The organism is Salinivibrio proteolyticus (assembly GCF_027286365.1).
GTDB lineage: Bacteria > Pseudomonadota > Gammaproteobacteria > Enterobacterales > Vibrionaceae > Salinivibrio > Salinivibrio proteolyticus.
Window position 1 is genome coordinate 1,325,770 of the sequence record NZ_CP114584.1, and the last position, 24,316, is coordinate 1,350,085.

Annotated in this window: 23 protein-coding genes; 19 read left to right on the forward strand and 4 right to left on the reverse strand. The window is 50.2% G+C overall.

Features of this window, described 5'->3' with window-relative positions:
• Positions 1-10 precede the first annotated feature (10 nt).
• The 10 genes from N7E60_RS06385 (at position 11) to N7E60_RS06430 (ending at position 6,552) form a co-directional block, all read left to right on the forward strand.
• A complete protein-coding gene (locus N7E60_RS06385; RefSeq protein ID WP_269598421.1) occupies positions 11-547 on the forward strand; it encodes a GNAT family N-acetyltransferase in 537 nt (178 codons plus the stop codon).
• Positions 547-1,095 (forward strand): hypothetical protein, encoded by a 549-nt coding sequence (locus N7E60_RS06390; RefSeq protein ID WP_269598552.1) that lies wholly within the window; start codon positions 547-549, stop codon positions 1,093-1,095. Before N7E60_RS06385 ends, N7E60_RS06390 begins: the two co-directional genes overlap by 1 nt.
• Positions 1,096-1,235: 140 nt before the next feature.
• A complete protein-coding gene (locus N7E60_RS06395; RefSeq protein ID WP_269598422.1) occupies positions 1,236-1,757 on the forward strand; it encodes a GNAT family N-acetyltransferase in 522 nt (173 codons plus the stop codon).
• Positions 1,717-2,310 carry a GNAT family N-acetyltransferase gene (locus N7E60_RS06400; RefSeq protein ID WP_332301853.1) on the forward strand — a complete coding sequence of 198 codons (594 nt, stop codon included), beginning with the start codon at positions 1,717-1,719 and terminating at the stop codon, positions 2,308-2,310. The genes N7E60_RS06395 and N7E60_RS06400 overlap by 41 nt, the downstream gene beginning before the upstream one ends.
• 14 nt (positions 2,311-2,324) lie before the next feature.
• Positions 2,325-2,789 carry an NUDIX hydrolase gene (locus tag N7E60_RS06405; RefSeq protein WP_269598423.1) on the forward strand — a complete coding sequence of 155 codons (465 nt, stop codon included), beginning with the start codon at positions 2,325-2,327 and terminating at the stop codon, positions 2,787-2,789.
• Between the two features lie 3 nt (positions 2,790-2,792).
• Positions 2,793-3,401: a GNAT family N-acetyltransferase gene (locus N7E60_RS06410; protein ID WP_269598424.1), complete on the forward strand. Its 609-nt coding sequence runs from the start codon at positions 2,793-2,795 to the stop codon at positions 3,399-3,401.
• A gap of 76 nt (positions 3,402-3,477) precedes the next feature.
• Positions 3,478-3,693: a VF530 family protein gene (locus N7E60_RS06415; protein ID WP_046073336.1), complete on the forward strand. Its 216-nt coding sequence runs from the start codon at positions 3,478-3,480 to the stop codon at positions 3,691-3,693.
• Between the two features lie 148 nt (positions 3,694-3,841).
• Positions 3,842-4,315, forward strand: a complete 474-nt coding sequence (locus N7E60_RS06420) for a 2TM domain-containing protein (RefSeq protein WP_269598425.1) — start codon at positions 3,842-3,844, stop codon at positions 4,313-4,315.
• Between the two features lie 79 nt (positions 4,316-4,394).
• Positions 4,395-5,636, forward strand: coding sequence for an NAD(P)/FAD-dependent oxidoreductase (locus N7E60_RS06425; RefSeq protein ID WP_269598426.1), 1,242 nt, complete (start codon positions 4,395-4,397; stop codon positions 5,634-5,636).
• Positions 5,637-5,859: 223 nt separating this feature from the next.
• The gene (locus tag N7E60_RS06430; protein ID WP_269598427.1) at positions 5,860-6,552 is read left to right on the forward strand and encodes a response regulator transcription factor; all 693 of its coding nucleotides are present in this window, start codon (positions 5,860-5,862) and stop codon (positions 6,550-6,552) included.
• Here N7E60_RS06430 and N7E60_RS06435 read toward each other — a convergent pair.
• Positions 6,545-7,486, reverse strand: a complete 942-nt coding sequence (locus tag N7E60_RS06435) for a DMT family transporter (RefSeq protein WP_269598428.1) — start codon at positions 7,484-7,486, stop codon at positions 6,545-6,547. The genes N7E60_RS06430 and N7E60_RS06435 overlap by 8 nt on opposite strands.
• Before the next feature lie 90 nt (positions 7,487-7,576).
• Here N7E60_RS06435 and N7E60_RS06440 point away from each other — a divergent pair, with 90 nt between their 5' ends.
• Positions 7,577-8,470 carry a LysR family transcriptional regulator gene (locus tag N7E60_RS06440; protein WP_269598429.1) on the forward strand — a complete coding sequence of 298 codons (894 nt, stop codon included), beginning with the start codon at positions 7,577-7,579 and terminating at the stop codon, positions 8,468-8,470.
• 80 nt (positions 8,471-8,550) lie between these two features.
• Here the strand turns inward: N7E60_RS06440 and N7E60_RS06445 are convergent, their stop codons facing one another.
• Together N7E60_RS06445 and N7E60_RS06450 are read right to left on the reverse strand one after the other, a co-directional pair.
• Positions 8,551-11,643 carry an efflux RND transporter permease subunit gene (locus tag N7E60_RS06445; protein WP_269598430.1) on the reverse strand — a complete coding sequence of 1,031 codons (3,093 nt, stop codon included), beginning with the start codon at positions 11,641-11,643 and terminating at the stop codon, positions 8,551-8,553.
• 10 nt (positions 11,644-11,653) lie between these two features.
• Positions 11,654-12,688 (reverse strand): efflux RND transporter periplasmic adaptor subunit, encoded by a 1,035-nt coding sequence (locus tag N7E60_RS06450; protein WP_269598431.1) that lies wholly within the window; start codon positions 12,686-12,688, stop codon positions 11,654-11,656.
• 292 nt (positions 12,689-12,980) lie between these two features.
• Here N7E60_RS06450 and N7E60_RS06455 point away from each other — a divergent pair, with 292 nt between their 5' ends.
• From N7E60_RS06455 to N7E60_RS06480, 6 genes are all read left to right on the forward strand, one after another.
• Positions 12,981-13,565 carry a nucleoside deaminase gene (locus N7E60_RS06455; protein ID WP_198532238.1) on the forward strand — a complete coding sequence of 195 codons (585 nt, stop codon included), beginning with the start codon at positions 12,981-12,983 and terminating at the stop codon, positions 13,563-13,565.
• A gap of 12 nt (positions 13,566-13,577) precedes the next feature.
• A complete protein-coding gene (locus N7E60_RS06460; protein WP_077457110.1) occupies positions 13,578-14,018 on the forward strand; it encodes a GNAT family N-acetyltransferase in 441 nt (146 codons plus the stop codon).
• 83 nt (positions 14,019-14,101) lie between these two features.
• A complete protein-coding gene (locus tag N7E60_RS06465; protein ID WP_269598432.1) occupies positions 14,102-14,920 on the forward strand; it encodes a substrate-binding periplasmic protein in 819 nt (272 codons plus the stop codon).
• Positions 14,921-15,255: 335 nt separating this feature from the next.
• Positions 15,256-15,768, forward strand: a complete 513-nt coding sequence (locus N7E60_RS06470; RefSeq protein WP_269598433.1) for a YbaK/EbsC family protein — start codon at positions 15,256-15,258, stop codon at positions 15,766-15,768.
• Between the two features lie 153 nt (positions 15,769-15,921).
• Positions 15,922-18,009, forward strand: coding sequence for a TonB-dependent siderophore receptor (locus N7E60_RS06475; RefSeq protein ID WP_269598434.1), 2,088 nt, complete (start codon positions 15,922-15,924; stop codon positions 18,007-18,009).
• A gap of 146 nt (positions 18,010-18,155) precedes the next feature.
• Complete coding sequence (locus N7E60_RS06480; RefSeq protein ID WP_269598435.1) at positions 18,156-19,790, forward strand: acyl-CoA synthetase; 1,635 nt, start codon at positions 18,156-18,158, stop codon at positions 19,788-19,790.
• A 42-nt stretch (positions 19,791-19,832) separates the two neighbouring features.
• Here the strand turns inward: N7E60_RS06480 and N7E60_RS06485 are convergent, their stop codons facing one another.
• Positions 19,833-20,306, reverse strand: coding sequence for a peroxiredoxin (locus N7E60_RS06485; protein WP_269598436.1), 474 nt, complete (start codon positions 20,304-20,306; stop codon positions 19,833-19,835).
• 293 nt (positions 20,307-20,599) lie between these two features.
• On the opposite strand from N7E60_RS06485, the gene N7E60_RS06490 reads away from it, so the two are divergent.
• Positions 20,600-21,856, forward strand: coding sequence for an outer membrane protein transport protein (locus tag N7E60_RS06490; protein ID WP_069587564.1), 1,257 nt, complete (start codon positions 20,600-20,602; stop codon positions 21,854-21,856).
• Between the two features lie 13 nt (positions 21,857-21,869).
• A complete protein-coding gene (locus N7E60_RS06495; protein WP_269598554.1) occupies positions 21,870-24,299 on the forward strand; it encodes a VolA/Pla-1 family phospholipase in 2,430 nt (809 codons plus the stop codon).
• Positions 24,300-24,316: the final 17 nt, after the last annotated feature.

Sequence of the window (24,316 nt, forward strand, 5' to 3'; positions counted from 1 at the left end):
AGAGACAAGGATGTTTATGATTGAAACACGTCGACTTGTGCTGCGTGACATGCAGCCGAGCGATGAAGAGGCGTTTGTTCACTTCACGCAACACCAGAAGTACCAGCGTTTTTATAGCGAAACGGACTGCCAGCCAGAGACATACCGAGACTTACACGCGCGCTTTATCGAACAAGCCAACACAAATCCACGCGTGGCTTATCAGTTAGCGGTTATCTGCAAGCAATCAGAAAAATGTATAGGCACCGTCGGTTTAAGGCTTGAGGACAACCATCAAGCTTCTATCGGGTGCGGCCTAGCTGTAGAGGCGCAAGGCGCGGGGCTAATGAGAGAGGCGGCTGTCGCGCTGGCCGACTTTGGTTTTGAGTCTCTGGGTGTGCATCGGTTATACGCTGAGACTATTTACGATAATCTTGCTGCAACCAAGCTTTGTCGTTCACTTGGCATGCGACAAGAGGCCCATTTTCATCAGCATCGTTTCTTTAAAGAACGGTGGTGGGATACGGTGGTTTACGCCATATTACGACACGAATGGGAGCAAGGATGATGAAAAAAGCACTGCTTGGCGCACTGATGGTGACACTGCAAGCATGCACCAGTGCGCCCGTTGATAATGAAACGACCGACGCTGCAAAATGTGTCGGTAGTACGGCGTTGCCAAGCGCATGGGCAGACAAGTTTGTCGCTGTGGACGATCCAGCGTTACTGGCGTCGTCGTTGGGTCAGCCATTGGAAGGGAAGCTTTGCCAAGGCAAGGTATATCAGGCGACTGAAGGGGTGACAGTATATCGCGCGTGGAATAGCACCAACCCGCATAGTCAGTTTGGTCACTGGTGGTCGTTATCACAACCGTCTGGCTTGGTGGCGGATTATCGCCAAGATTATGAGATTTGTTATCAATGGTCGCCGCTCGATAAATTGGTACAGTGCACCTTGCAACCGGGCGCCAAGATTGTGGTGGGTAACGGTCAAAGCGCGAAATGTTCCGAGTATTTAACCTATCCAACCTCAAGTGCCCAACAAGTTTATCTGCAAGAGGCGGAGCAAGCGGTTCAACATTGTCAAACGTTTGATGCGGTGATGCGTTGGCAGTGATGCGCGGCAATCAACCATTCAATCACTTCTGTGTGGCGAGCAGGGCGCGCTAAGGCGGCGGATGATAGGCGGCCAATAAGGGTTTATTTCTCAATATCAATGAGATAGCCTTATTCTATGACAAGAATTGGAACAAGCACATGGAATTAGTCGCCCCCGCACTCAATCACCAAGCAGCCTTTACACGTTTTTATGATGATTTTGCTCAGTTTGACCCCGACAATGCCGATTACTATCGGCCGGGGAAAGACGATTTCCCTACTTACGTGACGCGATTAACGGATGAGTCATTGGGTAAAAACCTTCGTAAAGGGTATGTGTCGTGTAGTCATTTTTGGCTGCTTGATGCTGAGCAACAAATCATTGGCGCGATTCGGATCCGCCATCACATTAATACGCCATTTCTATCTCAAGAAGCCGGACACATTGGTTACGATATTGCGCCGTCATATCGTGGACGCGGATGCGGCAAGCAAATGTTAGCCTTAGCGCTGCCCAAGGCAAGAGAGCTGGGGATCACTCGCGCTCTAATTACCGCGAATGAGGACAATATGGCATCGCGCAAAGTGATTGAAGCCAATGGCGGCATGTTAGAAAACATCATCGATGGTGAAGTGTTCAATGAATCATTGGCTCGGTACTGGGTGGATATTAATGGATGACTCCCCGCGCGTAGACCAATTGGACAGCGATCGTCTGTTGCTGGTGGCACCCAATATGACCCATCAGCCTTTCATTTTAGAAGCCGTGTTGGAAAGTCAGCACACCCTTGCGCCTTTTATGGATTGGCTTCCGCACGCGCTGACCGAATCGAGCTCAATTGAAAACACCCAACAAGCGATTGATGACTTCGACATGTTTATTAATGAGCTACGCTACTCGATTTTTGAAAAGTCGACGGGGCAACTGGTGGGTGTGATCAGCTTAATCATCCGTAATATCGCGATTCCTTATTTTGAAATAGGCTATTGGCTGCGGAGCTCCAAAGAAGGCCTTGGCTATATGAGCGAAGCGGTGAGGACGCTAGAGCAGTACGCGTTTGATGGCCTTAATGCCAAGCGAGTTGAAATCAAAACCGCCTACGAAAACACCCGCAGCCGCGCGGTAGCCGAGCGTTGTGGGTATCACCAAGAGGCGATTCTTACCAATGACCGTATCCTGCCGAGCGGTGCGATTTCTAGCACTGTCGTATACGCCAAAGTGGCGGCATTTTAAACAAAGGAGAAATAATGATCCCTGTGAATACTACCGTGGTCTCGGGCGTAGCGCTCTCTCGTATTGACGGGGAGACAAAAATGCTACTGATGAAGCGAGTGAAAGGTGGCTTCTGGTGCCATGTTGCGGGCTCGATTGAAGCGGGTGAGACCGGAGTGGACGCCATCGTCCGTGAGTTTAGCGAAGAAACCCAGATTGCGGTGGCTGATTTATATAACGCGCAATTTTTGGAGCAGTTTTACGAAGCATCGGTGAATGTGATCGAGCTTATCCCTGTATTTGTGGTGATGTGTGATGATAATCAAGCCATCACGCTTAATGAGGAACACACCGAGTTTCGCTGGTGCTCACTTGATGAGGCAAAAGCCTTGGCGCCGTATCCAAATCAGCATGCCGTATATGATCATGTTTGGGCTTACTTTGTTGATCAGCCCGTTAACCCGTTATATCGCGTCAACTTGCCTAACCATCAGGAATGAACCATGAGAATGGAACGCTTTTTTACTCAAGATGACATCATATTGCACGGTGACATGGTTTCCTTGGTCCCTTTATCTGCCTCGCACGCGGATGCATTAGTTGAAGCCGCTACCGATGGAAAGCTTTGGGAGCTTTGGTATACCTCGGTCCCGAACGCAGAATCGGTGGAAGGCTACATCGCTAGCGCCTTGGACGAAAAGGCGAAAGATAAAGCATTGCCGTTCGCCGTGATTGAGAAAGAATCGGGGCGAGTGATTGGGTCAACACGATTGGCCAATGCGGATGCCGCCAATAAGCGCGTGGAACTTGGTTACACTTGGTACGCCAGCCGTTATCACCGCTCGTCGGTAAACACCGAGTGTAAGCGGTTATTACTCGCTTATGCATTTGAAAGCTTGGGGGTGATTGCCGTTGAGTTTCGCACCCATTGGTTGAATCAGGCATCGCGTGCGGCCATTGCCCGTTTAGGGGCTAAACAAGATGGTGTGTTGCGTAACCACAAGATCGTGAATGGCGTATACCGTGATACCGTTGTGTTCTCGATTATCGAAAGCGAATGGCCGGCGATTAAGCTAAACCTTGATTATAAGCTGGCGCGCTACCGTGGTTAAATTCGCGTTTTGCAATATCGTCACGTAAAGTAGCGCTTTTATTGACGAGCGCGTGCTCGAGTTGCTGAGAACCCTTATGGATACACAACCTAATAACCCGCTGCACGGGTTAACCCTACAAACCATTTTGACCCGTTTGGTTGAACACTATGGTTGGTCAGGCCTCTACCAACACATCAATGTGAACTGTTTTTCTAACGATCCTTCGATGAAATCATCGTTGAAATTTTTGCGTAAAACGCAGTGGGCGCGCGATAAGGTCGAAGCCTTGTATATTGATACCTTTTGCTAAGGGTAAAATATGCAGATTGGCTATTGGGTGGTTTTTGTTTGTAAGCGATTAATTTTAAATAACTGTCGTTAAGGTGTCGGGGTGCTGTCGTGGTAATGTCGCCCCCATTTTGCATAGTGTCGATAGGGAAGAGCACAAAGGAGCAAGGATGAACGTGAAAGCACTCAGAGTTCAAAAAGGGTGGTCGCAAGACCAATTAGCACAATTTAGTGGGTTAAGTGTTCGAACGATTCAACGTATCGAGCGCGGCCACAAACCCGGATTGGAGTCGCTGAAATCGTTGGCTGCTGTGTTTGATATCGACATTACTGATTTGCAAAAGGAGACAGACATGCAGGCAGATACTTCAATGAGTCCAGAAGAAAGAGCGATTGCCAATCGCGTCCGTGCCCTCGGCGGGTTTTATTCTCATTTGACGCGCTATGTGGTCGTGATGGCGATTCTGTTTATTATCAACTGGCAAACTAGCCCCGGCTATTACTGGGCTTGGTGGGCTGCAATGGGATGGGGGATTGCAGTGGTCAGCCACGGTGTCAGTGCTCTGGGCATTGTCGATCTCTTTGGTGATAAGTGGGAAAAACGTCAGATAGAGAAGCGACTGAACGCGCGGTCTAAGCGTTAATCTCTACCTGATAACGCCGAGCGAATGTGCCTCGGCGTTTTTGTTTTTTTACCGGGAATCTTGTTCAGGGAGTGAAAAAATGGCCAAAAATGTGGTGGTACTGGGAGCGGGCATGGTCGGTGTGTCTGTTGCTTGGCATCTTTTGAAGCGAGACTACGATGTGACGGTCGTCGATAGAATGGCGCCTGGGCAAGAAACGTCGTTCGGCAACGCAGGCATTATTCAGCGCGAAGCTGTTCGGCCCTATGCCTTTCCTCGCGACCTTGCGACCTTGCTGCGTGTGTTACCTAATCGTGCTGTCGATATTCGTTATCGACCCACCAGTGTACTGCGTGCCGCGCATCCATTGCTGCAATATTGGCATCATTCGAGTGAAAACCAATACAAAAAGTTGGTCCCCGAGTATGCGGCATTGATCATGCAGTGCCTCGATACGCATGATGAAATGATCACGTCCGCGGGCGCGGCCTCACTGATCCGTAAGCAAGGTTACCTCAAGTTATTCCGCAGCCAAAAAGCGTTGGATGAAGAGTGCTCGCGTGCCGCGTCTGACTATGCCAGTTACGGTGTGGAGTATGAGGTGCTCAATAAAGCGCAGCTCGCTACGTTGGAGCCGCATTTAGCCGCGCCGCTAGCGGGGGCAATTCATTGGAAACAACCTTGGACTGTCACCGATCCCGGAGCCTTAGTGCAAGCCTACGCCGACGATGTTATCGCCAAAGGCGGCGAGATAAAGCGTGCCAATTTGCGAGCACTTAAGCAGGAAGACGGACAGTGGGTCATCGAAACAGATCACGTGCGCCTTCGTGCGGATCAGGTTGTGATGGCGATGGGGCCGTGGTCATCGTACTGGTTGCGCCAACAAGGCATAGAGGTACCTTTGTTCACCAAACGTGGTTATCACATGCACTATCAAGGTGACGCTAACACCCCGCTCAATCATTGGATTATGGACGCTGAAGTGGGCTATTTACTTGCACCGATGCGCGCGGGCGTGCGATTAACGACAGGGGCTGAGTTGACAACGTTGGATGCTCCCTTGAACGATCGGCAATTATCGGCAGCGGAAAAGGTAGCGCGCGAGCTCTATCCACTTGGCGCTCGCGTGGATGCCGCACCTTGGAAAGGTGGGCGCCCGTGTATGCCGGATATGAAGCCTGTCATCGGATCAACGCCGAACAAAAAAGGATTATGGCTCGCGTTTGGTCATGGTCATCAAGGCTTTACTTTGGGGCCCGTCACCGGAAAACTTATCGGACAAATGATGGATGGTGAGGACACACCGATCGATATGCAGCCTTATCGCGTCGACCGGTTTTAAGCCTGCGCCCGGATGTCTCTGCTGTTAAGGCGTGGGTTGTTTAGGTGAAATTCGCAGCATTTGAGCACGATGAGTCAACCCAAACGCCAGATGACTTCGTACTCTAAGTTGCTTTAAATACCGAAGCTATAAGACAATATCGCTTTGCCCTTGCAAGGTCGCCTATCGATGACATGGCGGCCCTGCATTTTCGCCGCTATCAAACTCAGCTAGGACAGTATCCATGTACGAGGAGTATTTCTCGATCGCCAAACCCGCCATCGTCGTGCGTGGTCCGGAAAATATGTCATTTATCGCCATTCTCGAAGCGAAACTACGCGAGTATGGCTGTGATGTCACTGTGATTGGGCCTGACGATGCCATGCCGGATTGGGATACGGTTCAGCTTATCAGCTGGGTGCCGGAAGGCGGCGCTCAAACTACCACATTACGCTGGCTCAGTGAGCAATGCCCGTTTATTGCGTTAATGGCGAGTCAAGCGGCGGCAGACCGTGTCGCGGCGCTGAATGCGGGCGCTGATGATGTAGTATCGACGCCCGTTGATTTGGAAGAGTGCCTAGCGCGCTCAGCGATCGCCATGCACCGTCGCCATGCAACGTCTGCGATGCGAGATACGTCCGGGCAGCTACAAATCGATAATCTCTGGATGCAAAAGGATACGCACCGCGTGCGTGTTAACGAACAGCCAGTAAAATTGACCCCGCTTCAATTTGAGTTGCTGTGGCTCCTTGCGCAGCACAAAGACACAACCCTCAGTAAACCGCTGCTGTATCGCCAAGTATTGAAGAAAACCTTCGCGCCAGATGATCGCAGTCTGGATATGCACCTGAGCCGGATCAGAAAAAAATTGGCCGATGCGGGCTTCCCTGCCGAAAGGCTCCAAACTGCGCACGGGAAAGGCTACTGCTTTATTTAGCCTCGCTTGCGGTTCGAGCAACGCGCCACTGTCGCGGGTGAGGGAGGCGTGGCAGCAACAGTCCTGCGATCACAATGACAATGCCCACCACCTGAAGTTGGCTCACGGCTTGTCCCATCAAAAATGCGGTGAGTACCGCGAACACAGGCACAAAGTTAAAAAAGAGTGCTGCATTGGCAGAGCCTAGATGGCGCACGCCGTTGAGCCAGAGTAAGTAACCAGCGACGGTACCCAGCACACCGATATACAGGAGTTCGGAGACGGTCAGCGGACTTGCAGCCCAGACTTCGCCAAATGGATGAACCTTTGGGGTCAGTGCACACATGATGCCAATGACGGTTGCGCCACTCAGCATGCCCAAAAACGTGTAGGGGATCACTGGCATCCAGCGGCCAATGCCTTGGCTGAAGAAGGTGTATGCACTCCATGCAAACATGCCAGTGAAAATCATCTGATCGCCTTGGTTAAAGTTTAATTGGCTGAGCATCTGCCATTGACCATTGGTGATCACCACAAGCACGCCCGATAAACTCACCACTAAGCTGAAAACTTGCCCTTTACGTGGCAATGCGCGAATTGCGATACAGGCGATAAGTGAAGTCACCAACGGGCTGAGCGCCATGATTAATGACCCATTGGTCGCTTGGGTGTACTCGAGCCCAGTGAACAAACAGAGGTTCAGGCCGCCAATCCCCACGGCGCTGACGGTGGTTGCCCACAGCCATTGTTTAGCGCTGAGTGTGGGGACGCGGGTACGGGTGAGCTTGAGATAAAAGCCTAAACACATTGCGGCGACGGCAAAGCGCCAAAAGACCAAGGTGAGCGCATTCACTTCATTCAGCGCATCTTTACCAATTGGGAACGTGCTGCCCCAAAAAAAGGCACATAAAATGAGAAGGGCAACGGCTTTCCACAGTGAAGCAGTAGTTGTCATAGCAAGACCTGACTTGTTGAGTGATGTGCGCTAGTGTATAAGTTTCAAAATATGAATAAACCGGCAATATCAGAACGGTAGATTCCAAATATGAAACCTAACTATTCGTTAGACGATTTGCGCTGTTTTTGTACCGTGGCGCAGCTAGGGAGCTTTAAAGCCGCGGCGCAGCAGCTTGCCATGCCGCAATCCACCCTAAGTCGTCGTATTCGCCAGCTTGAACAAGATCTTGCTCTGCGTTTACTCAATCGTGATGCACATCGTATCTCGCTGACTCAAATTGGTCATCGCTACTTTGATCGTGCCGCAGGATTGTTCGATGAGTTGCAGGCACTCAATGATGACTTGGTGAGCGAGAAACATCACCCCCAAGGCAAAATTCGTATTAGCGCACCGATCAATGCCGGTAAACAGTTTTTACGCCGCGTTTTTTTCGACTTTATGCGTGAGTACCCCGAGATTCAACTGGATCTTAACTTTTCTAATAGCTTGATAGATATTGAAGCGGAAGGCATGGATGTGGTGTTTCGAGTCGGGAATCCAGTGGTAGAAAATTGGATTGCACGGCCGCTCACCGATATTCACTTCATTTTGTGTGCCAGTCCTGACAGTGACTATCACAATGTGCGCTCACCCAATGATCTGGGTGGTCAGCCGGTGGTGATTTGTCATCCGATGACGGTTTGGGAGCTTACACACCATCAAACGGGGGAGGCGTTTGATTATCAAGCCACCACCGGCATACGTGCAGAAGTGGATGAAATTCAAATGCTCACCCATGCGGTGCAGGCTGGATTTGGTATCGGCTATATTCCTGATTATTCTGCGCTACCTTTGATAGAGCAGGGCGAATTACAGCGCGTGTTGCCGCAATGGTGCAGTCGAGCGCGCACGCTATTTTTGCTCTATCGAGATCGCGAACAGGTGCCTTTGCGCGTCCGGTTGTTGGTGGAATTCGTCCTCGCACGTTTCATGTCCTCTTAGCGCGTAATCAGACATAAAAGGGCTGATTTCGATATAAAAGGGGCCACGTTTCAGTGGCCCCAATGGGTACGATTTTTCGATTAATCGCTATGATGCGTGTGCGCTGGCGATAACTCGGTGGATGCTGGCGTGATGGTTTTGGCTAAGAACAGATACATGGCAGGCACCACGAACAGGGTGAACAAGGTGCCCAATGTCATCCCACTGGCAATCACTAATCCCATGGCAAAACGGGCGCCTGCGCCGGCTCCTGAGGCAATCAAGAGCGGGATCATGGCGAGCACCGTCGCCGCCGTGGTCATCAAGATGGGGCGTAAACGGATGGCGGTCGCTTCTTCAATCGCCTCACGTTTGGTCCGTCCTTCTTGCTGGAGCTGATTGGCGAACTCGACGATCAGTATCCCGTGTTTAGCAATCAGGCCGACGAGGGTGAGCAAGCCGACTTGGGTGTATATGTTCAAGGTGGTAAACCCGAGGCTGATAAATATCAGCGCGCCACAGACACTCATTGGCACGGTGACCAAAATAATGATCGCGTTTTTAAACGACTCAAACTGCGCCGCTAAGATCAAGAAAATCACAATCAAAGCAAAGAAGAAGGTCACGACCAGTTGCTGGCCCTCGCTCATAAACTGGCGTGACTGTCCGGCATAATCGACACTAAAGCCTGCTGGCAATTCTGTCGCCGCAATCTCTTCGAGTACACCCAGCGCTTCCCCCAAAGGTACGCCAGGGCGAGGCACACCGGAAATTTTCACCGCATTCAGCTGCTGAAAACCGCGTAATGCTTGGGGCTGCACACTTTCTTCTAAGGTCACTAACGTTGATAGCTGAACCAATTCACCGTCTTGGTTGCGGGTATAAAACTGGCGTAATTGTTCTGGCGTGAGACGTTCATTACGCGCCACTTGGGGGATCACTCGGTAAGAGCGGTTTTCCAGTGAAAAGCGTCCCGCATCCGCCCCGGATAACAATGAGCCCATATCCGCGGCAAGCTGTTGCATGCTCACGCCCATCAAAGCCGCCTTTTCACGGTCGATGTTGACCGTTTGTTTGGGGCGGTTAATGCTCAGATCGGTATCGACAAAGATAAAGCGCCCCGTTTGCATCGCTTTGCCCACGATATTGTTCGCCACTTCATTAATCGCTTCAAAGGGTTGTGTCGAACCGATAATAAATTCAACCGGCGTGCCGCCGCCCGGAGACGGCAGTGAAGGGGGCACCAAGGCAAAGCTACTTAAGCTTGGTTGGCTGTCCATAAAGGGTTGGATTTCGTTTTCCAAGATGGCTTGGGTACTGCGCTCTCGCTCATCCCATGGCGCAAGTACAATACCCGCGATTGCGTTATTGGTGCCGCCAGAGCCATTGATAATAAAGACGTTGTCGATTTCTGGTACATCGTCAATCAGTCGGTTTAATTCGTCAGTACTGGCAGACAACGCATCCAGCGTGGTTTGGCTGTCGGCTTCGAGGATGGAGAACACAAACCCTTGGTCTTCAGCGGGCTCAAGCTCAGAAGGACTGGTGATAAACAAGAAATAGCAAGACACTAAAACAATCGCGCCAAACGTGAGGATCACCGCATTGGTATTCAACAAGCTATGGAGTGTGCGTTGGTAGCGATGATGCAGTCGGTCAAACTGCTTATCCAGCCAGTGCTCAAGGGAGCGCTCTTGGGTCGCTTTGTCCGCTTGATAGGGCTTGAGCACATAGGCACACATCATGGGCGAGAGCGTAAGCGCCACCACGCCGGATAAGATCACCGACGCGGCGAGGGTAAAGGCAAATTCAACAAACAGTACCCCGGTTAAGCCACCAACAAAGCCGATGGGCAGGAATACCGCGACCAAGGTGGTCGACATGGTGATAATCGGCCACGCCAGTTCGCGCGCGCCCTCAAGCGCAGCTTGTGTTCGGCTTTTGCCTTCTTCGATATGGCGGTGCACGTTTTCAAGCATGATAATCGCATCATCGACCACCACACCGATTGCAAGCACCATGGCAAGCAGTGTCAGTAGGTTGATGGAAAACCCTAACAGCCACATCAAAAAGAAGGTGCCGATAAGCGATACGGGGATCGCGACCGCAGGAATAATCACTGAGCGTAACGACCCCAAAAAGCCATAAATCACAAACACCACGATGGCTAGGGCGAGAATAATCGATATCACCACTTCATCAATGGCGTTATCAATATATTCGGTTGAATCATAGGCGATATAGGCCGATAACCCTTGAGGCAATTGGGTGGTAATGTCGGCATCCCACACCTGATTCACCGCCTCAATCACATCCAGCGCGTTGGCATCTGGCGAGACTTCGATGCCGATAAAGGTGGCATCAAGCCCGTTAAAGTTCACCGACGTTTGGTAACTTTCGGCGCCGAGCTCAACGGTCGCCACATCACTCAAACGCACAACAGATTGGCCATCACTGCTGATCACCAGATCTTCAAATTGTTTAACGTCATGAATGTCGGTGGCAGCGTTCAAATCAATCGCCACGTCTTGGCCTTTGGTGCGCCCCAGCGTAGCAAGCACATTATTGCTGCGCAGGGCGGCAATCACATCCGTGCCTGTGAGATCGTAAGCGGCCATTTTGACCGAGTCGAGCCAGATCCGCATCGCAAAGCTACTGGCACCTAACACATCAGCACGCTGGACACCGGGAATCGTCGACAGTTGTGGCTCGACCACCCGGACCAAGTAATCGGTAATTTGATTGTCAGTGAGGACGTCAGAGTAGAACGCGAGGTACATAGCCGCGACTGTTTCCCCCACCTGCAGGGTAACGACGGGCTCACGGGCATCATCAGGCAGCTCAGAGCGCACCTTATTCACCTGTGCGGCAATTTGCGTGAGTGCTTCATTCGGATCGTAATCGAGACGCAAGTAGGCCTCAATGGTGCTCACACCGGCGGTTGAGGTCGAGACTAAGTAATCAATCCCTTCAGAGGCAGCAATTTCACGCTCTAGCGGTGTCGTGATAAATCCTTGAATCAAGTCAGCATCTGCACCGATATAAGTGGTAGAGACACTCACCACCGCATTTTTAATCTCGGGGAATTGGCGCACATTCATGTCGGTGATAGCGCGTAAGCCGAGCAAGATAATGAATAGGCTCACCACGGAGGCCAATACGGGTTTCTTGATAAAGACGTCGGTAAATCGCATCGAATCGCTCCTATTGATTCACAACGTTGGGATCAAGATCTTCGCTTGGCTGAACACGTTCGTTGTCACTGATCTTGATGTTGCTGCCGTTACGGAGCTTGAGGAGGCCGGAGGTGACAATACGGTCACCGGGTTGAAGGCCGTCTTTAATCACAATCATGTCACCGCGTCGCGCGCCTGTTTGCACAAAGCGCTGTTGGACCGTCAATGCATCATCTTGCGCTTGGATCACGAAGACTGCGTTGCCATACGGATTAAATTGAATCGCGCTTTGTGGTGCCAGCAAGACATTTTGCGTTTCTTCACCTTGATCAAGACTCACGCGTGCGAACATGCCTGACCGTAAAATGGCATCTGGGTTGTCAAAGGTGGCTTGAATGTCGACACTGCGACTCGAGGGCGTGACAACCGGCGAAATTGCAGTCACTTTGCCGGTAAAGACCTCGTCGGGCTGTGCGCTAATCGTGGCAGAAACGGTTTGGCCATTTTTCAGCGTGCTGAGCTGCTGCTCGGGTAAGGTAAAGTTGAGGTGGATGGGGGTCACTGACGTGAGTGTCGCAACGGCTGTCCCCGGCGCAATGAGTTGGCCAAGACTGACTTCTCGGATACCAATGATGCCATCGAAAGGCGCGGTTAATGCCTTTTGCTCGATGCGCGCTTTTTGGCTGTCGACGGCGGCAATCGCTTGCTTGGCTTCACTTTCTTTGCGCTTTAGTTCGGATTCAGAAATATTTTTGTCTTTAAACAGCCGTTGATAGCGCCTCAACTCAAGTTGGGCAAGCTCTGCGACGGACTCGAGCCGACGAAGCTCTGCTTCATCAACACTGGCATCCAAGGTGATCAGTAATTGTCCCTTTTTCACCGATGTCGCGTTGTCGAACAAGATATTGTTGACGATGCCGCTTGCCTCGGTAGTTAGCTGGGTGTCATTAATGGCCGCAAAACTACCAATGGTGGTTTGTTGTTCACGCCAAGGGTGCGTTGAGACTGTCGTGGCCGTCACGGTGACCGTAGGGGCAGGCATGTTGTCAAAGAATTGGTTCATAAAATGATTGCCTACTGCTTTGTAAGCAAAAATTCCCCCAAAAACGAGCCCACATGCGACTAACATAATAATCAAACGTTTTATCATAAAAATCCCTGAACAGAATTGCTGTCACCACCCTTGGCTTTTTAGTACAGACGAAGGCGCAAAAGGTTGATTTAACCAATAACAAATATCGAACTGACCAATACAAACCTTATCACTGTTTGGTTCAGTCATTGGTGGTAAATTGATGATCTTGTGGATTAGCTCAGGTCAGTGTCATCAGCGAAGCCGAATAAGGAGAACGTCGATGCTACTCAATGCAAATAGCACGGTAACGGAAGCGGCGCTGCGTGCCGTGGCGCATATGCCAACGCGCAGTTTGCCGGTGCTGCTGGATAACAGCTTTAGCCAAAAACTGACCGATGCGGATTTGATGCGCATCGCGGTGTTGTTGGCCCAAAAAAGCGCTGATGAAGGAGGGTGCCCCATCGGTGCGGTGATTGTTGACAATGAGACACGTCAAATCGTCGGTAAAGGGCACAATACCTTGGTACAAGAAAATCATCCCTATAATCACGGTGAAACGGCGGCGATACGCGATGCTGGACGAATTGATTTTAGCCAAACAACCTTGTTTACCAGTTTAAGCCCATGCGATGTGTGCGCGGCACTGATCACCATGCGCGGTTTTTCTCGCGTGGTGGTGGGGGATGTCACCAGTGCTAGCGGTAACGAGACGATGCTACAAGCGAAAGGGGTGACGGTTGATGTGCTGGAAGATCCGCAGGGCATTGCACTGTATCAGCAATTTCGATCCGAGCACCCCGAACAAGAGTTAGAAGATTGGCAAGGTGTAAGTGCCGTCAAGGCACGTTTAGCAAAGCGTGAATGAAAGGAGAACGACATGGATGTTGCGATTGGTCCGACAACGGATGCTAATTACAGCCAAAAGCTGACCCAAGAGAACATGGCCCCTTACTATGAAGCGAGGAAAATCGCTTGGAACCCTCAGCGGTTTATGGAAAGTTGGCGAGTTTTTGATAATTATGAAATTCGCCATGAGCGAAAGCGTTGTGGTGTGATTCGCTTGAAGGCAGACGGTGAAACACTTTTTATCCGCGATTTACAGATAGAGCCGAGTAAACAGCGGCAAGGGATCGGCCGCGAGGCAATCGCTTGGGCGATCGCTTATGCGCAAACGTCTGGCTATGCGCATTTAGCCTTGCGTGTTTTTGCAGAAAATCCCGCCGTTTCATTATATCAAGCGCTGGGGTTTGTGGAGACAGGGCGCAGCCGAGATGCGGTTCTCACGCTTTCGTTGTCGTTAACCGCAACGTCCGAATAAATAGCAAAGCGCTTGAGCATGTCGATAGAGATGGCATGCTAGTCTTATAGACAGCGTAGTGAGTCAACATAGTGAGTGGTTGGATGACCCATTGGACACAAGCGTGTATTGCGATTTGGCTAACTCTTTTCTCCTTTCAACTATGGGCCGCACCATCGACCTCACAGCCACTCAAGGTTTGTGTGGGTGACGGTAGCCCTTGGCCGCCATACACCTATTGGCAGGGAGAAACGCGCCAGCAAAAAGCGGACACCTTGACAGGTTATGCGACAGATTTGGTGCTCACCGCATTAGAGCGTAACGACATTGCCTATCAGCTGGTCTTTATGCCTTGGGCACGCGTGCAACATGAACTGGCGCGTGAGTCCGGCCGTTGTGATCTTACTTGGGATGCGAGTTACAAACCCGAGCGAGCGCAATATAGTCGCTTTACGCAGCCACTTTATTCGATATCCTTGGGTTATCTGTACGTGGGCGCACCTGACACACAAGCACAACCGAATTTATCGGCGACACAATCGGTTTGTGGTGTGAACGGCTATAACTATGCCGCATTTGGCGACAACCCCCGACCGAGGTTTGAAGCCAATACTTTGCAGCAAGCCTTGCGGATGTTAGAGGCGGGGCGTTGTCGCTTTCTTGCCAGTGAAATCGAGCCCGTTTTAGGGGGAATACGGCTCGGGCTCTATCAGTTTTCACGCGATCTCGCTTACATCGCGCTGCCCAACCCGAAAGCATTTCATGCTCAAGTGAGCCGATATGCGCCACAAGCGAATGACTTAGTGGCGCAGATTGACGAGTATTTGGACAGTGCGGCTCAACGTGGTGAGTTACAAGCGCTCCGTGCACAGTATTTTCAGTCAGTTACCTCGCAGCCCCAGCCGCAACCAACGTCAGAGTAATGCGTTATCGTGTGCTACGCACAGAGGGTAGAGGGCGCTTGGCCCAGCGTGTGGACAGCTTGGTCGTTGCTAAGTGAGTGTGTAGCTTTTTAGCATATCGATGATAGGTCACTTGACGACCCGAGTGAAAACTCACCTTGAGTACCATGTTTCTCTCCTTGTGATTAACGTTGCGATAAAGTTACATTTTTATTCTGAATAAGTGTATTTAATTATTCTTAAGTCACATAAGAAAGCCTAATAGTGAATATGGGCGCGCTGGGCGTACTATAAACCTAACAGTCTGTGCCCTTAGGCTCGGATGGAGACGAATAAGCTAACTAATAAGGAACAGCATGACAGGGACGCCACCACTTTCAGGTCAACAGACGGCGCTGCTTCAAAGCCTCAAAGCGCACGGTATTTCAGTAAAAATATACCGCCATCAGCCTGTCTATACGTGTGAACAAGCAGACGCGCTCGGTTTGCATACTGATGCAAACCCGACCAAGAACTTACTGTTGAAAGACAGAAAGGGAAAACAGTTTTTCTTGGTCGTGTTACCGGGCAAAGCCACCGTTAATTTAGTCGGATTGAGTGAAGCCTTGGGCACGTCTCGCTTATCGTTTGCCTCGTCGCAGCAACTCGACACCTATTTACAGGCGCAATCAGGTGCCGTATCGGTATTTGATGTGATGAATGATCCTGAGCATCGCGTGAGTTTGGTGATCGCGAATGCGATATGGCACGTCCAAGCGGTGGAATGCCAGCCTTTTTGTCATGATCAAACTTGGGTCATAGCCACGCAAGATCTCGCTCGCTGGCTACAAGGTATAGGCCGAAGGTATCAAACGGTAGATCATCAGTAAGTTTATGAAACCTCAAAGCTTTGTAACATAACTTGTACAATGTTGACGAAAAAAAGCGCAAACAGTTGCGTATGGGTGAAAACAAATAGAAATGAGACCGGTTATCGTTTATGTTCCAATGCGTTCAAATAATCGTTAGCTACAGGAAGTCTCATGTTGAAGAAACACCCCCTTGCCGTTTTTGTGGCTGTCGCGCTGTCACCCCTTAACAGTACAGCCGCAACCAACCCGACAGAACCCGTTGATGAAGTCTATGTGGTTGAAGGCCATCAGGCACGTTTTAAGGCTAATAGCAACGAAACGGCGATGCGAATGGATGTCAGCCAACTAGAAACAGCGGGCCAAGTGGCTGTGATGGATCAAACGCTGATTCAAGAGCAAAACGCCACGACACTAGGAGATGTGTTGGTAAATGACGCCAGCATTGGTGTAGGGGGTACGGACCGCAATCGTGAGATTTTCATGCTACGTGGTTTTGAACTTGATACCGGAACAGGCTACCTGCGTAATGGCCAGCAGCAATGGTCTTATTATCGACATCCTGTTGAGCTGATGGAACGCGTTGAGGTATTAAAAGGGCCAGCAGGTTTGCTCTATGGCAAGTCCGCACCGGGCGGCCTGGTGAATATGGTCACCAAACGACCAACAGCTGCGTTCCAAGCGTCAATCAGTCAGAAAGTCGGTACTAACGATTATCAACACACCGTCGCCGATGCGTCGGGTTCTCTCAACCAGAGCGGCACCTTACGCGGTCGGATGGTACTATCGAAACAAAGCGAGGGCTCATCACGTCGCTATTTGGATGGCAGTGAACCTGAGCTCGACCGCCAAATTGCAGGCTTGATGCTAGATTACGACATCACGCCCGATACCCAGCTTTCTCTTCATTATGATCGTGTGATTGATGACAGTAATAGCGATAACGGTGCCAACATCATCAATGGTAAACCGCAACTGGGCAGCCAATTTATCTGGGAAGCGCCTTGGTCGTTCATGGACATTGATGTCGAGAACTACGGAGTCGATATTGTCAGCCAATTAACGCCGGATTGGAAAGTCAAATCAGGCTACAATCGCCAAGACTACAAACGTCATTACCATGAAGGATTCGGACAGCGCGAAACGTACGACGCGAATACCCAATCGTTCAAATACTTTGCCATGGACCGTCACGACAATTGGGTACTGGATACGGCTTATCTTGATGTGACCGGTGCATTTCAGTTCGGGAATATCGATCACCAGGTGCTGATTGGCGCCAATGCGCTGCGTAATGACTATGTCGGTCAGCGTGTAATGAAGAAAAACCAAACCGCCGTGATTGGTGGTGCGTATCCGGAGCCGGATATTCATTATGGCACAGCAACTCCGCGTGATCCTGAGCCTACTGATTCCATTGGCTTTTATGCGCAAGACTTAATGACATTGAATCCACAATGGCAGCTGCTTGCAGGGCTTCGCTACGATCGCGAGGATAACGAGACGGATACGTATTATAACGTGTTGCCTAAAGCCGCGGTAATGTATCATCCGTCACCGGAACAAACCCTGTACGTGACTTATTCTGAGAGCTTTGAACCGAAAAACCCGGTTGATAGTGATACCGATATTAATGACGGCATGGCGCTAAAGCCGGTGAAGGGTAAGCTTTACGAGTTTGGCTATAAACAATCGTTATTGAACGACCAAGCGTTATTCAGTGCCGCCTTGTTCCAAATTGAACAAGAAAATAAAGTGGTCAAAGAGGCAATCACCGGACAAGGCAGTCTCACTTCACGCACCACACAATTAGGTAAACAAACGCATAAAGGGGTTGAGGTCAGCCTTGCCGGTCAAGTGACTGACAGTTGGTCAGTGCATAGCTCAGCGACGTATTTAGATGCACGCATCGAAGACCCGTTCAATCCTGCGAACGATGGCAAACAGCCTGCCGATACGCCAGAGTGGGGCGCCAGCATTTGGTCTCGCTATGATGTTGATAACCAAACCTATGTGAACGTAGGTGCGCGTTATGTCGGTGATCGTTATGGCGATATGAAAAATACCTATCATAAGCCAGGTTACACCACCGTGAATGCAGGTGTGGGCCATACCATTAAAGCCGGTGAACAAACGGATTTGAAACTGAGTGTGAATGTTGAAAACCTCTTCAACGAAAGCTATCTCGCTGGTGGTGCACAAAATAAAACCACGTTGGGCGAAGAGCGCAAAGTCGTCCTCGGCGTGTCATTACACTTCTAACTTCACGTATCATTAATTACCGAGGCTCAGCATTGCTGGGCCTTTTTTGCGTTATCGCCGCCATATAGACTTAAGTTGAATAGCGCAAGCTTGATGACATGCTAGGTTGATCTAGTTATCTAGACAAAGTCAGCAAGGAGCGCGTTATGTCAGCCAGTAACATCTATGAGCTTGGCTTGGACAAAAGTCCAGCCAACTATCAAACACTGAGTCCACTTTCTTTCCTCGAGCGAGCCGCTAGCGTCTATCCAGATTATCCGGCTAGCGTTCATGGTCATCTATGTTGGAGTTGGCAGCAAGTGGATCAGCGATGCCGTCAATTTGCCTCGGCATTACGTCAAGCCGGCATCGGGCTAGGTGATACGGTATCGGTGATGGCCCCCAATCTGCCCGAAGTGTTTGAGTTGCATTTTAGCGTGCCGATGACAGGTGGCGTACTCAATACCATTAATACCCGGCTGGAAGCGGAAACCGTCGCGTTTATCCTCGAACATGCAGAAAGCAAAGTCTTTATCGTCGACAAAGAGATGACAGCCGTCGCAAAACGGGCGTTAAAAATGATCAAACACCGTCCACTGGTGATTGCGATTGATGATCCGCTCTATCCACATGGCGAATGTATCAGTGAGACTACGTACGAAACCTTTTTAGCTCAAGGTGATGGTGATTATCAGTACGCATTGCCAGACGATGAATGGCAGGCCATTTCACTTAATTACACCTCAGGCACAACCGGCAATCCCAAAGGGGTAGTGTATCACCATCGCGGCGCCCATCTGAATGCGGTGAGTAATGTATTATCTTGGAATATGGGTGCGCATCCTGTTTATCTTTGGACGCTACCCATGTTCCACTGTAATGGTTGGTGTTTCCCATGGACGGTGGCTGCAACGGCGGGGGTGAGTGTTAGTCTACGACATGTCAGGGCAGAGCCTATCTTTGATGCGATAAAAACCCACAAAGTAACCCATTTTTGTGGTGCGCCGATTGTGCTGAACATGATGAATAATGCAGATCCTGCGCTAAAAGCTGAGATTCATCATACAGTTAAAGCGATGACCGCAGGGGCGGCACCACCAGCTTCTGTGATTGAAGGGATGGAAGCGATGGGGATTGAAGTGACCCACGTTTATGGCCTCACTGAAACTTACGGCCCTTGTGTGGTGTGTGACTGGCAACACCACTGGGATCAACTCTCGCAACAAGAAAAAGCACGCATGAAAGCACGCCAAGGTGTTCGGGCCCCAATGCAAGGTGGACTGATGGTTGCCGATCCGGTGACGTTTAAACCAGTGGCAAAAGATGGTGGCACGCTAGGTGAGATTTTTGTTCGCGGTAATATTGTGATGAAAGGCTACCTAAAGAATCCGAGCGCGACGGAAGATGCCATGAGTAACGGCTGGTTTCGCACTGGCGACTTAGCGGTATGGCATGCCGATAATTACATCGAAATCAAGGACAGACTCAAAGACATTATCATTAGTGGCGGGGAGAACATTTCCAGTATCGAAGTGGAAGATGTCCTGTACCGTCACCCTGATATTGAAGAAGTGGCGGTGATTGCGATGCCCGATGAAAAATGGGGTGAGGTCCCCTGTGCGTTTGTTAAAACGACCGAAGCATCCGCCGTCACCGAAGCCGATATTATTGCTTTTTGTCGAGAACAAATGGCGCACTTCAAGGCGCCAAAAAAAGTGATCTTTACCGCGCTCCCGAAAACATCGACGGGCAAAGTGCAAAAGTATGTGCTTCGTCGTAAAGTCACTGAAAAGTCAGTGTAAATCATCAAGCGGTGGCGAGAAAGCGCCACCGCTACTTAACTGCTATAGCAGGGCGAGAACCGCCTCGGCACTGGAGACGTCAAAGCTTTTTGGCGCTTCAAGGTTCAAATGCGTGACGATGCCATTGTCAATCACCATCGCATAGCGCTGTGAGCGAATACCCCCAAACTTCCCTGAGTCCATTTCCAGGCCTAGCGCTTGGGTAAAGCTGCCATCACCGTCGGCCAGCATATGAATCTGATTGGCGTTTTGTGCTTCGCCCCACGCCTGCATCACAAAGGCATCGTTGACGGAGACGCATGCAATCATATCGACGCCTTTTGCTTTAATCTCATCCGCCTTCACCACAAAGCCCGGTAAGTGCGACTCTGAACAGGTTGGGGTAAAGGCACCCGGCACCGCGAAAAGTACAACCTTCTTGTTGGCGAAAAGGTCAGGAATATCGTGGGTTTGCATTCCTTCAGCAGTGAGTTCGCTGAGTGTGGAAGTGGGTAACGGTTGTCCTTGCTCAATCATGGTGACTCCTTGTTAAGTCATAGCAAAAAAGCATAATCTACCGTATCAGTGTACGCCTAACGCTTTGATAAAAATACCGACAATAACTGCGGGTTTTCGCGATTTTGCCTGCAAAATAGCCGCTTTTTCCGCTTAACTGGTCTTACCAATTAAGTTCTCCTTTATCTCACATATCGGCCCTCTATAATTCGCCCTCTTTAACATCTTGTTGTAATCGACTGATTTGACATGGTGTTTACCAATAATTAACATCTGTAACTCAATATTAAAACAAGACCTCGGAGGTCTGACTAGTGAACAAGAAGCAGTATTCTCTCATTGCGCTCAGCGTATTTGCAGCAACCCAAGCCTACGGTGCTGGGTTTCAAGTATCCGAGCAATCAGCGTCTGGGCTAGGGCGCGCTTTTGCAGGCGACGCCGCGGTGGCTGATAATGCCGCGGTATTGGCACGTAACCCCGCAGCCATGATGCGATTTGACCGCGCCCAATTATCCGGTGCGTTGACCCTGATTGATCCCGATGTTGATGTAAAAGATCGCACCAACAATGAATATGCCAAAGATGTGGCGCCGATGAAGGTCGTCCCTGCAGGCTTCTATGTTAGCCCGCAAGAGGGTAAATGGACGTGGGGGATTGGTCTATTCACCACCTATGGTATCGCGACGGATTACCCTGACGATATTCAAGCAGGCGACTTGGCCGGCGACACCGATCTGCTCTCAACCAACTTAAATCCGGCGATTGCGTATCAAGTCACCCCTGAATTAAGCCTCGGCGCGGGCGTCAACCTCACCTATGCCAAAGCAAAGTTAACCCGCCATAAGGGGGCGCTTGCGCCTTATTTGAACAATAAGAACAGCGTTACCAGCAATAATCCATCCGATAAATTGATTGGTCTAGAGGGTGAAACCTTTGGGTATGGTTGGAATCTTGGTGCGTTGTACGAAATCAATGAGAATCACCGTTTTGGTGTTGGCTATCGCTCTAAGGTGGACCTCGATTTTGATGATGGCACCTTTGATAGTTACGACAGTGGCCGCGCGACCTCGGCGTCGGTTAAAGGACGCCTCGAGCTATCTTTGCCGTCTTACTGGGAAGTATCAGGCTTTCACCAACTGACCGACGCGTTTGCCGTCCACTATAGCTATCAACACACCAATTGGAGCAGCTTTACCGAGCTGCGCGCCACCTCTGATGAATGTACCGACAATAAGGTGTGTTTTGTTAAAGACGAGTCGTATAAAGACAACGATCGTTGGTCAATCGGTTCGACGTATCAGTTTAATCAACACTGGACGGGCCGCCTTGGCTTTGCCTATGACGAACAAGCCGGTGAAGCCACGCTGAGTATCCCAGACGCTGACCGTTATTGGTATGCCACAGGTTTGACCTACCAATACGATAACGATCTCAGCATTGATGCTGGCTTTGCCATCGTACGTAGCCGTGACGGCTCATTCACAGAAAAAAATGCGCTGAAACAAAACCTCGAGTTTGATTCTAACGGAACCGCTTACATCAGCTCTGTTCAGCTTAATTACCAGTTCTAACCGGGATATCATGATGCTTAAAACACAATTAAAATTGTCAGTCTTGGCAACCGCGATCATCTTGGCTGGGTGTGGCGACGAAAATGCCAGTGATACCAACACACCTCAATTTGAGAGTTATATTCAAACCGCCATTGATCGACCCACTTCGGTTGACTTTACCTTGCAAGGTGCCAATGCAGCAGTGCCTGTTCCTACCTTTTTGCTGATGGACAGTGAAGATGGCACGCTAAAAATACCCACGGAAGGTGACAATGCGCTTACCAACCCCAAGGCTGCTATGAATACTATGGACGGTTGGTCAACCTCGATGCCTTTGGTCTTTAATTTCCGTGGCGCAGGCCTTAATTCAGGGCCTGTGGCTAATGGGGTTTATCTCATTGAACTGACCGACTCAATGACGGGAATACCTAACGTTAAAGCCGTGCTCCAACAAGGTTCCGACTTTAACGTATTAAGCGATGCGGCCAGTGACACACTGACGGTGTTGCCTGTTAAGGATCTCAACGCCAGCAGTGAATACATTATTGCTCTAACCGATGATATTCAGGACGTAAACGGCGATCCGATTGGCATGCCATCGAGCTATGCGGGATTAAAATCCCAGACTGTCACTTATGAGGACTCACTACTTGAAGCACCAGAAGCGGTGATTCAGGGAGTTGAAAAATTGGTCGCTGGCGCAGAAGGTGTTGATCCGACCAAAATCGTCTACTCCACCTGGTTTTCCACCCAATCGGTAGGTGACAGCTTAAACTACACCAAGCTAGCGACGGCGGCTGGGTTTGATGCTGGAAGCCTAGCTGCAATATGGAAAGCGGGCGCCAACCCCAATAATGCCGATTTATCGGATGCCTACACCATCGACATTACCAGCACTCAGGACTATGACACGGCATTGGACGCCGATGCCCAGTTTACCCAGTACTTCGATCCCAATGATGCCAATAATATTAAGACCACGCTCAAGGCAGCGTTCAACGGCGTCAATGTTAATGTGAGCAAAGGTACCATCAAGCTACCTTACTATCTGGAAACGGATAGCAACTGGAATAGTCAGCCGTTTGAGTCAGCCACCCCTAGCTTGGTCAAGGTACTGAATGCGCTGCAAGACCCTGAGCAGCAGGCGACCATCACCGCTCAGTTGACAGGCGCGGGTGTCGACGTTGCTGTATTAACGGGTAACGATAAATCACAGATCGTCAACGAGCTTTTCAAGCTGGCCGGCGTGACGCTGACCAAAGCTGATGGCAGTCAATTAGACCCTGAGCGCATTATTACCCGTTATAGCCCTGTACCGCAGATTAAATCGGTACAAGAGGTACCTTTCTTGCTGTTTACGCCAGCGACGGTTGATAACACAGCCCAACTAACGGTTTATCAGCATGGGATTACCTCGGCAAAAGAAAATGCTTACTTCTTTGCGCCTAACTTTGCTGATGCCAATCAAGCCATTATGGCGATTGATTTGCCGCTTCATGGCGAGCGTAGCTTAGATGCGAAGCGCTCTGCCAACGTGGATGTGACAGCGTACTTGAACCTCAATAACCTAGCCGTGGCGCGTGACAATGTGCGCCAAAGTGAGTTGGATGTGATGGGCGTGCGCGCTGGTTTAACCCGTACCCAATTGGCGGGTGGATTCGCAGAGACGCCATTAGCAGCGATATCGCCTTTCGCGACCTCGGCGCCACGTTTATTAGGCCATTCGCTGGGCGGTATTGTTGGCACCACTGCGTTTGCGGCGTCTAACCGTGATAACGCGGTAACAGGAGTTGGCCCTTACTATGATTTCTCTGCGCTAAGCGTAGCGAATTCTGGAGGGCAAATTGCTAACTTGTTGCTCGGGTCAGACTCGTTTGGTCCTTTGATTAAGCACAGTGTCGCTTTTAAAGGCAGTGCCGCTTACCAGACCTTTGCCGGCGACAATTGTACGCTCGATAATAGCGCAGAAAACAATGTGACCTGCTACAAGACCTTTGAGGCAAATGGCTCAGCAAGTGCAAATGCTCAGGTTCAGGGTGTGATTCAGCAATTTAGCTATGCAGCCCAAACCTTGCTCGATACCGTCGATCCCTATACGAATGCAAGCTATATTACTGGCAGCACCACGCCGATTTATATGCTGCAAGTTGATGGTGATGATACGGTCCCGAACGACGTTGCTTACACGGTTCCGGGCATTGTGGATAATTTTGCCGGCTCTGAGCCATTAGCCTCGAAACTTGGCCTACCAACCATCAATGCCAGCTCACACGATGCACAAGGTGGCCAGAACTTTGTTGATTTTGCCGGTAATAACGCTAGCCATAGCACCTTTATCTTCCCACAAACGACGGAGCTTGCAGAGCAAGCTGTGCACGCTGAAATGATCCGTCAAGCGGTTGATTTTGGTGGAGACGCCAGCTTGGATAGTGTCAAAAACGATAACAATGTGTTGAATTAACCGGCGCGTTATCGTAA

What these genes read in the sequence shown, in the direction of transcription:
- N7E60_RS06385 (WP_269598421.1), top strand. Translation starts at nt 11, where the DNA reads ATGTTTATGATTGAAACACGTCGACTTGTGCTGCGTGACATGCAGCCG.
- N7E60_RS06390 (WP_269598552.1), top strand. Translation starts at nt 547, where the DNA reads ATGAAAAAAGCACTGCTTGGCGCACTGATGGTGACACTGCAAGCATGC.
- N7E60_RS06395 (WP_269598422.1), top strand. Translation starts at nt 1,236, where the DNA reads ATGGAATTAGTCGCCCCCGCACTCAATCACCAAGCAGCCTTTACACGT.
- N7E60_RS06400 (WP_332301853.1), top strand. Translation starts at nt 1,717, where the DNA reads ATGAATCATTGGCTCGGTACTGGGTGGATATTAATGGATGACTCCCCG.
- N7E60_RS06405 (WP_269598423.1), top strand. Translation starts at nt 2,325, where the DNA reads ATGATCCCTGTGAATACTACCGTGGTCTCGGGCGTAGCGCTCTCTCGT.
- N7E60_RS06410 (WP_269598424.1), top strand. Translation starts at nt 2,793, where the DNA reads ATGAGAATGGAACGCTTTTTTACTCAAGATGACATCATATTGCACGGT.
- N7E60_RS06415 (WP_046073336.1), top strand. Translation starts at nt 3,478, where the DNA reads ATGGATACACAACCTAATAACCCGCTGCACGGGTTAACCCTACAAACC.
- N7E60_RS06420 (WP_269598425.1), top strand. Translation starts at nt 3,842, where the DNA reads ATGAACGTGAAAGCACTCAGAGTTCAAAAAGGGTGGTCGCAAGACCAA.
- N7E60_RS06425 (WP_269598426.1), top strand. Translation starts at nt 4,395, where the DNA reads ATGGCCAAAAATGTGGTGGTACTGGGAGCGGGCATGGTCGGTGTGTCT.
- N7E60_RS06430 (WP_269598427.1), top strand. Translation starts at nt 5,860, where the DNA reads ATGTACGAGGAGTATTTCTCGATCGCCAAACCCGCCATCGTCGTGCGT.
- N7E60_RS06435 (WP_269598428.1), bottom strand. Translation starts at nt 7,486, where the DNA reads ATGACAACTACTGCTTCACTGTGGAAAGCCGTTGCCCTTCTCATTTTA.
- N7E60_RS06440 (WP_269598429.1), top strand. Translation starts at nt 7,577, where the DNA reads ATGAAACCTAACTATTCGTTAGACGATTTGCGCTGTTTTTGTACCGTG.
- N7E60_RS06445 (WP_269598430.1), bottom strand. Translation starts at nt 11,643, where the DNA reads ATGCGATTTACCGACGTCTTTATCAAGAAACCCGTATTGGCCTCCGTG.
- N7E60_RS06450 (WP_269598431.1), bottom strand. Translation starts at nt 12,688, where the DNA reads ATGAACCAATTCTTTGACAACATGCCTGCCCCTACGGTCACCGTGACG.
- N7E60_RS06455 (WP_198532238.1), top strand. Translation starts at nt 12,981, where the DNA reads ATGCTACTCAATGCAAATAGCACGGTAACGGAAGCGGCGCTGCGTGCC.
- N7E60_RS06460 (WP_077457110.1), top strand. Translation starts at nt 13,578, where the DNA reads ATGGATGTTGCGATTGGTCCGACAACGGATGCTAATTACAGCCAAAAG.
- N7E60_RS06465 (WP_269598432.1), top strand. Translation starts at nt 14,102, where the DNA reads ATGACCCATTGGACACAAGCGTGTATTGCGATTTGGCTAACTCTTTTC.
- N7E60_RS06470 (WP_269598433.1), top strand. Translation starts at nt 15,256, where the DNA reads ATGACAGGGACGCCACCACTTTCAGGTCAACAGACGGCGCTGCTTCAA.
- N7E60_RS06475 (WP_269598434.1), top strand. Translation starts at nt 15,922, where the DNA reads ATGTTGAAGAAACACCCCCTTGCCGTTTTTGTGGCTGTCGCGCTGTCA.
- N7E60_RS06480 (WP_269598435.1), top strand. Translation starts at nt 18,156, where the DNA reads ATGTCAGCCAGTAACATCTATGAGCTTGGCTTGGACAAAAGTCCAGCC.
- N7E60_RS06485 (WP_269598436.1), bottom strand. Translation starts at nt 20,306, where the DNA reads ATGATTGAGCAAGGACAACCGTTACCCACTTCCACACTCAGCGAACTC.
- N7E60_RS06495 (WP_269598554.1), top strand. Translation starts at nt 21,870, where the DNA reads ATGCTTAAAACACAATTAAAATTGTCAGTCTTGGCAACCGCGATCATC.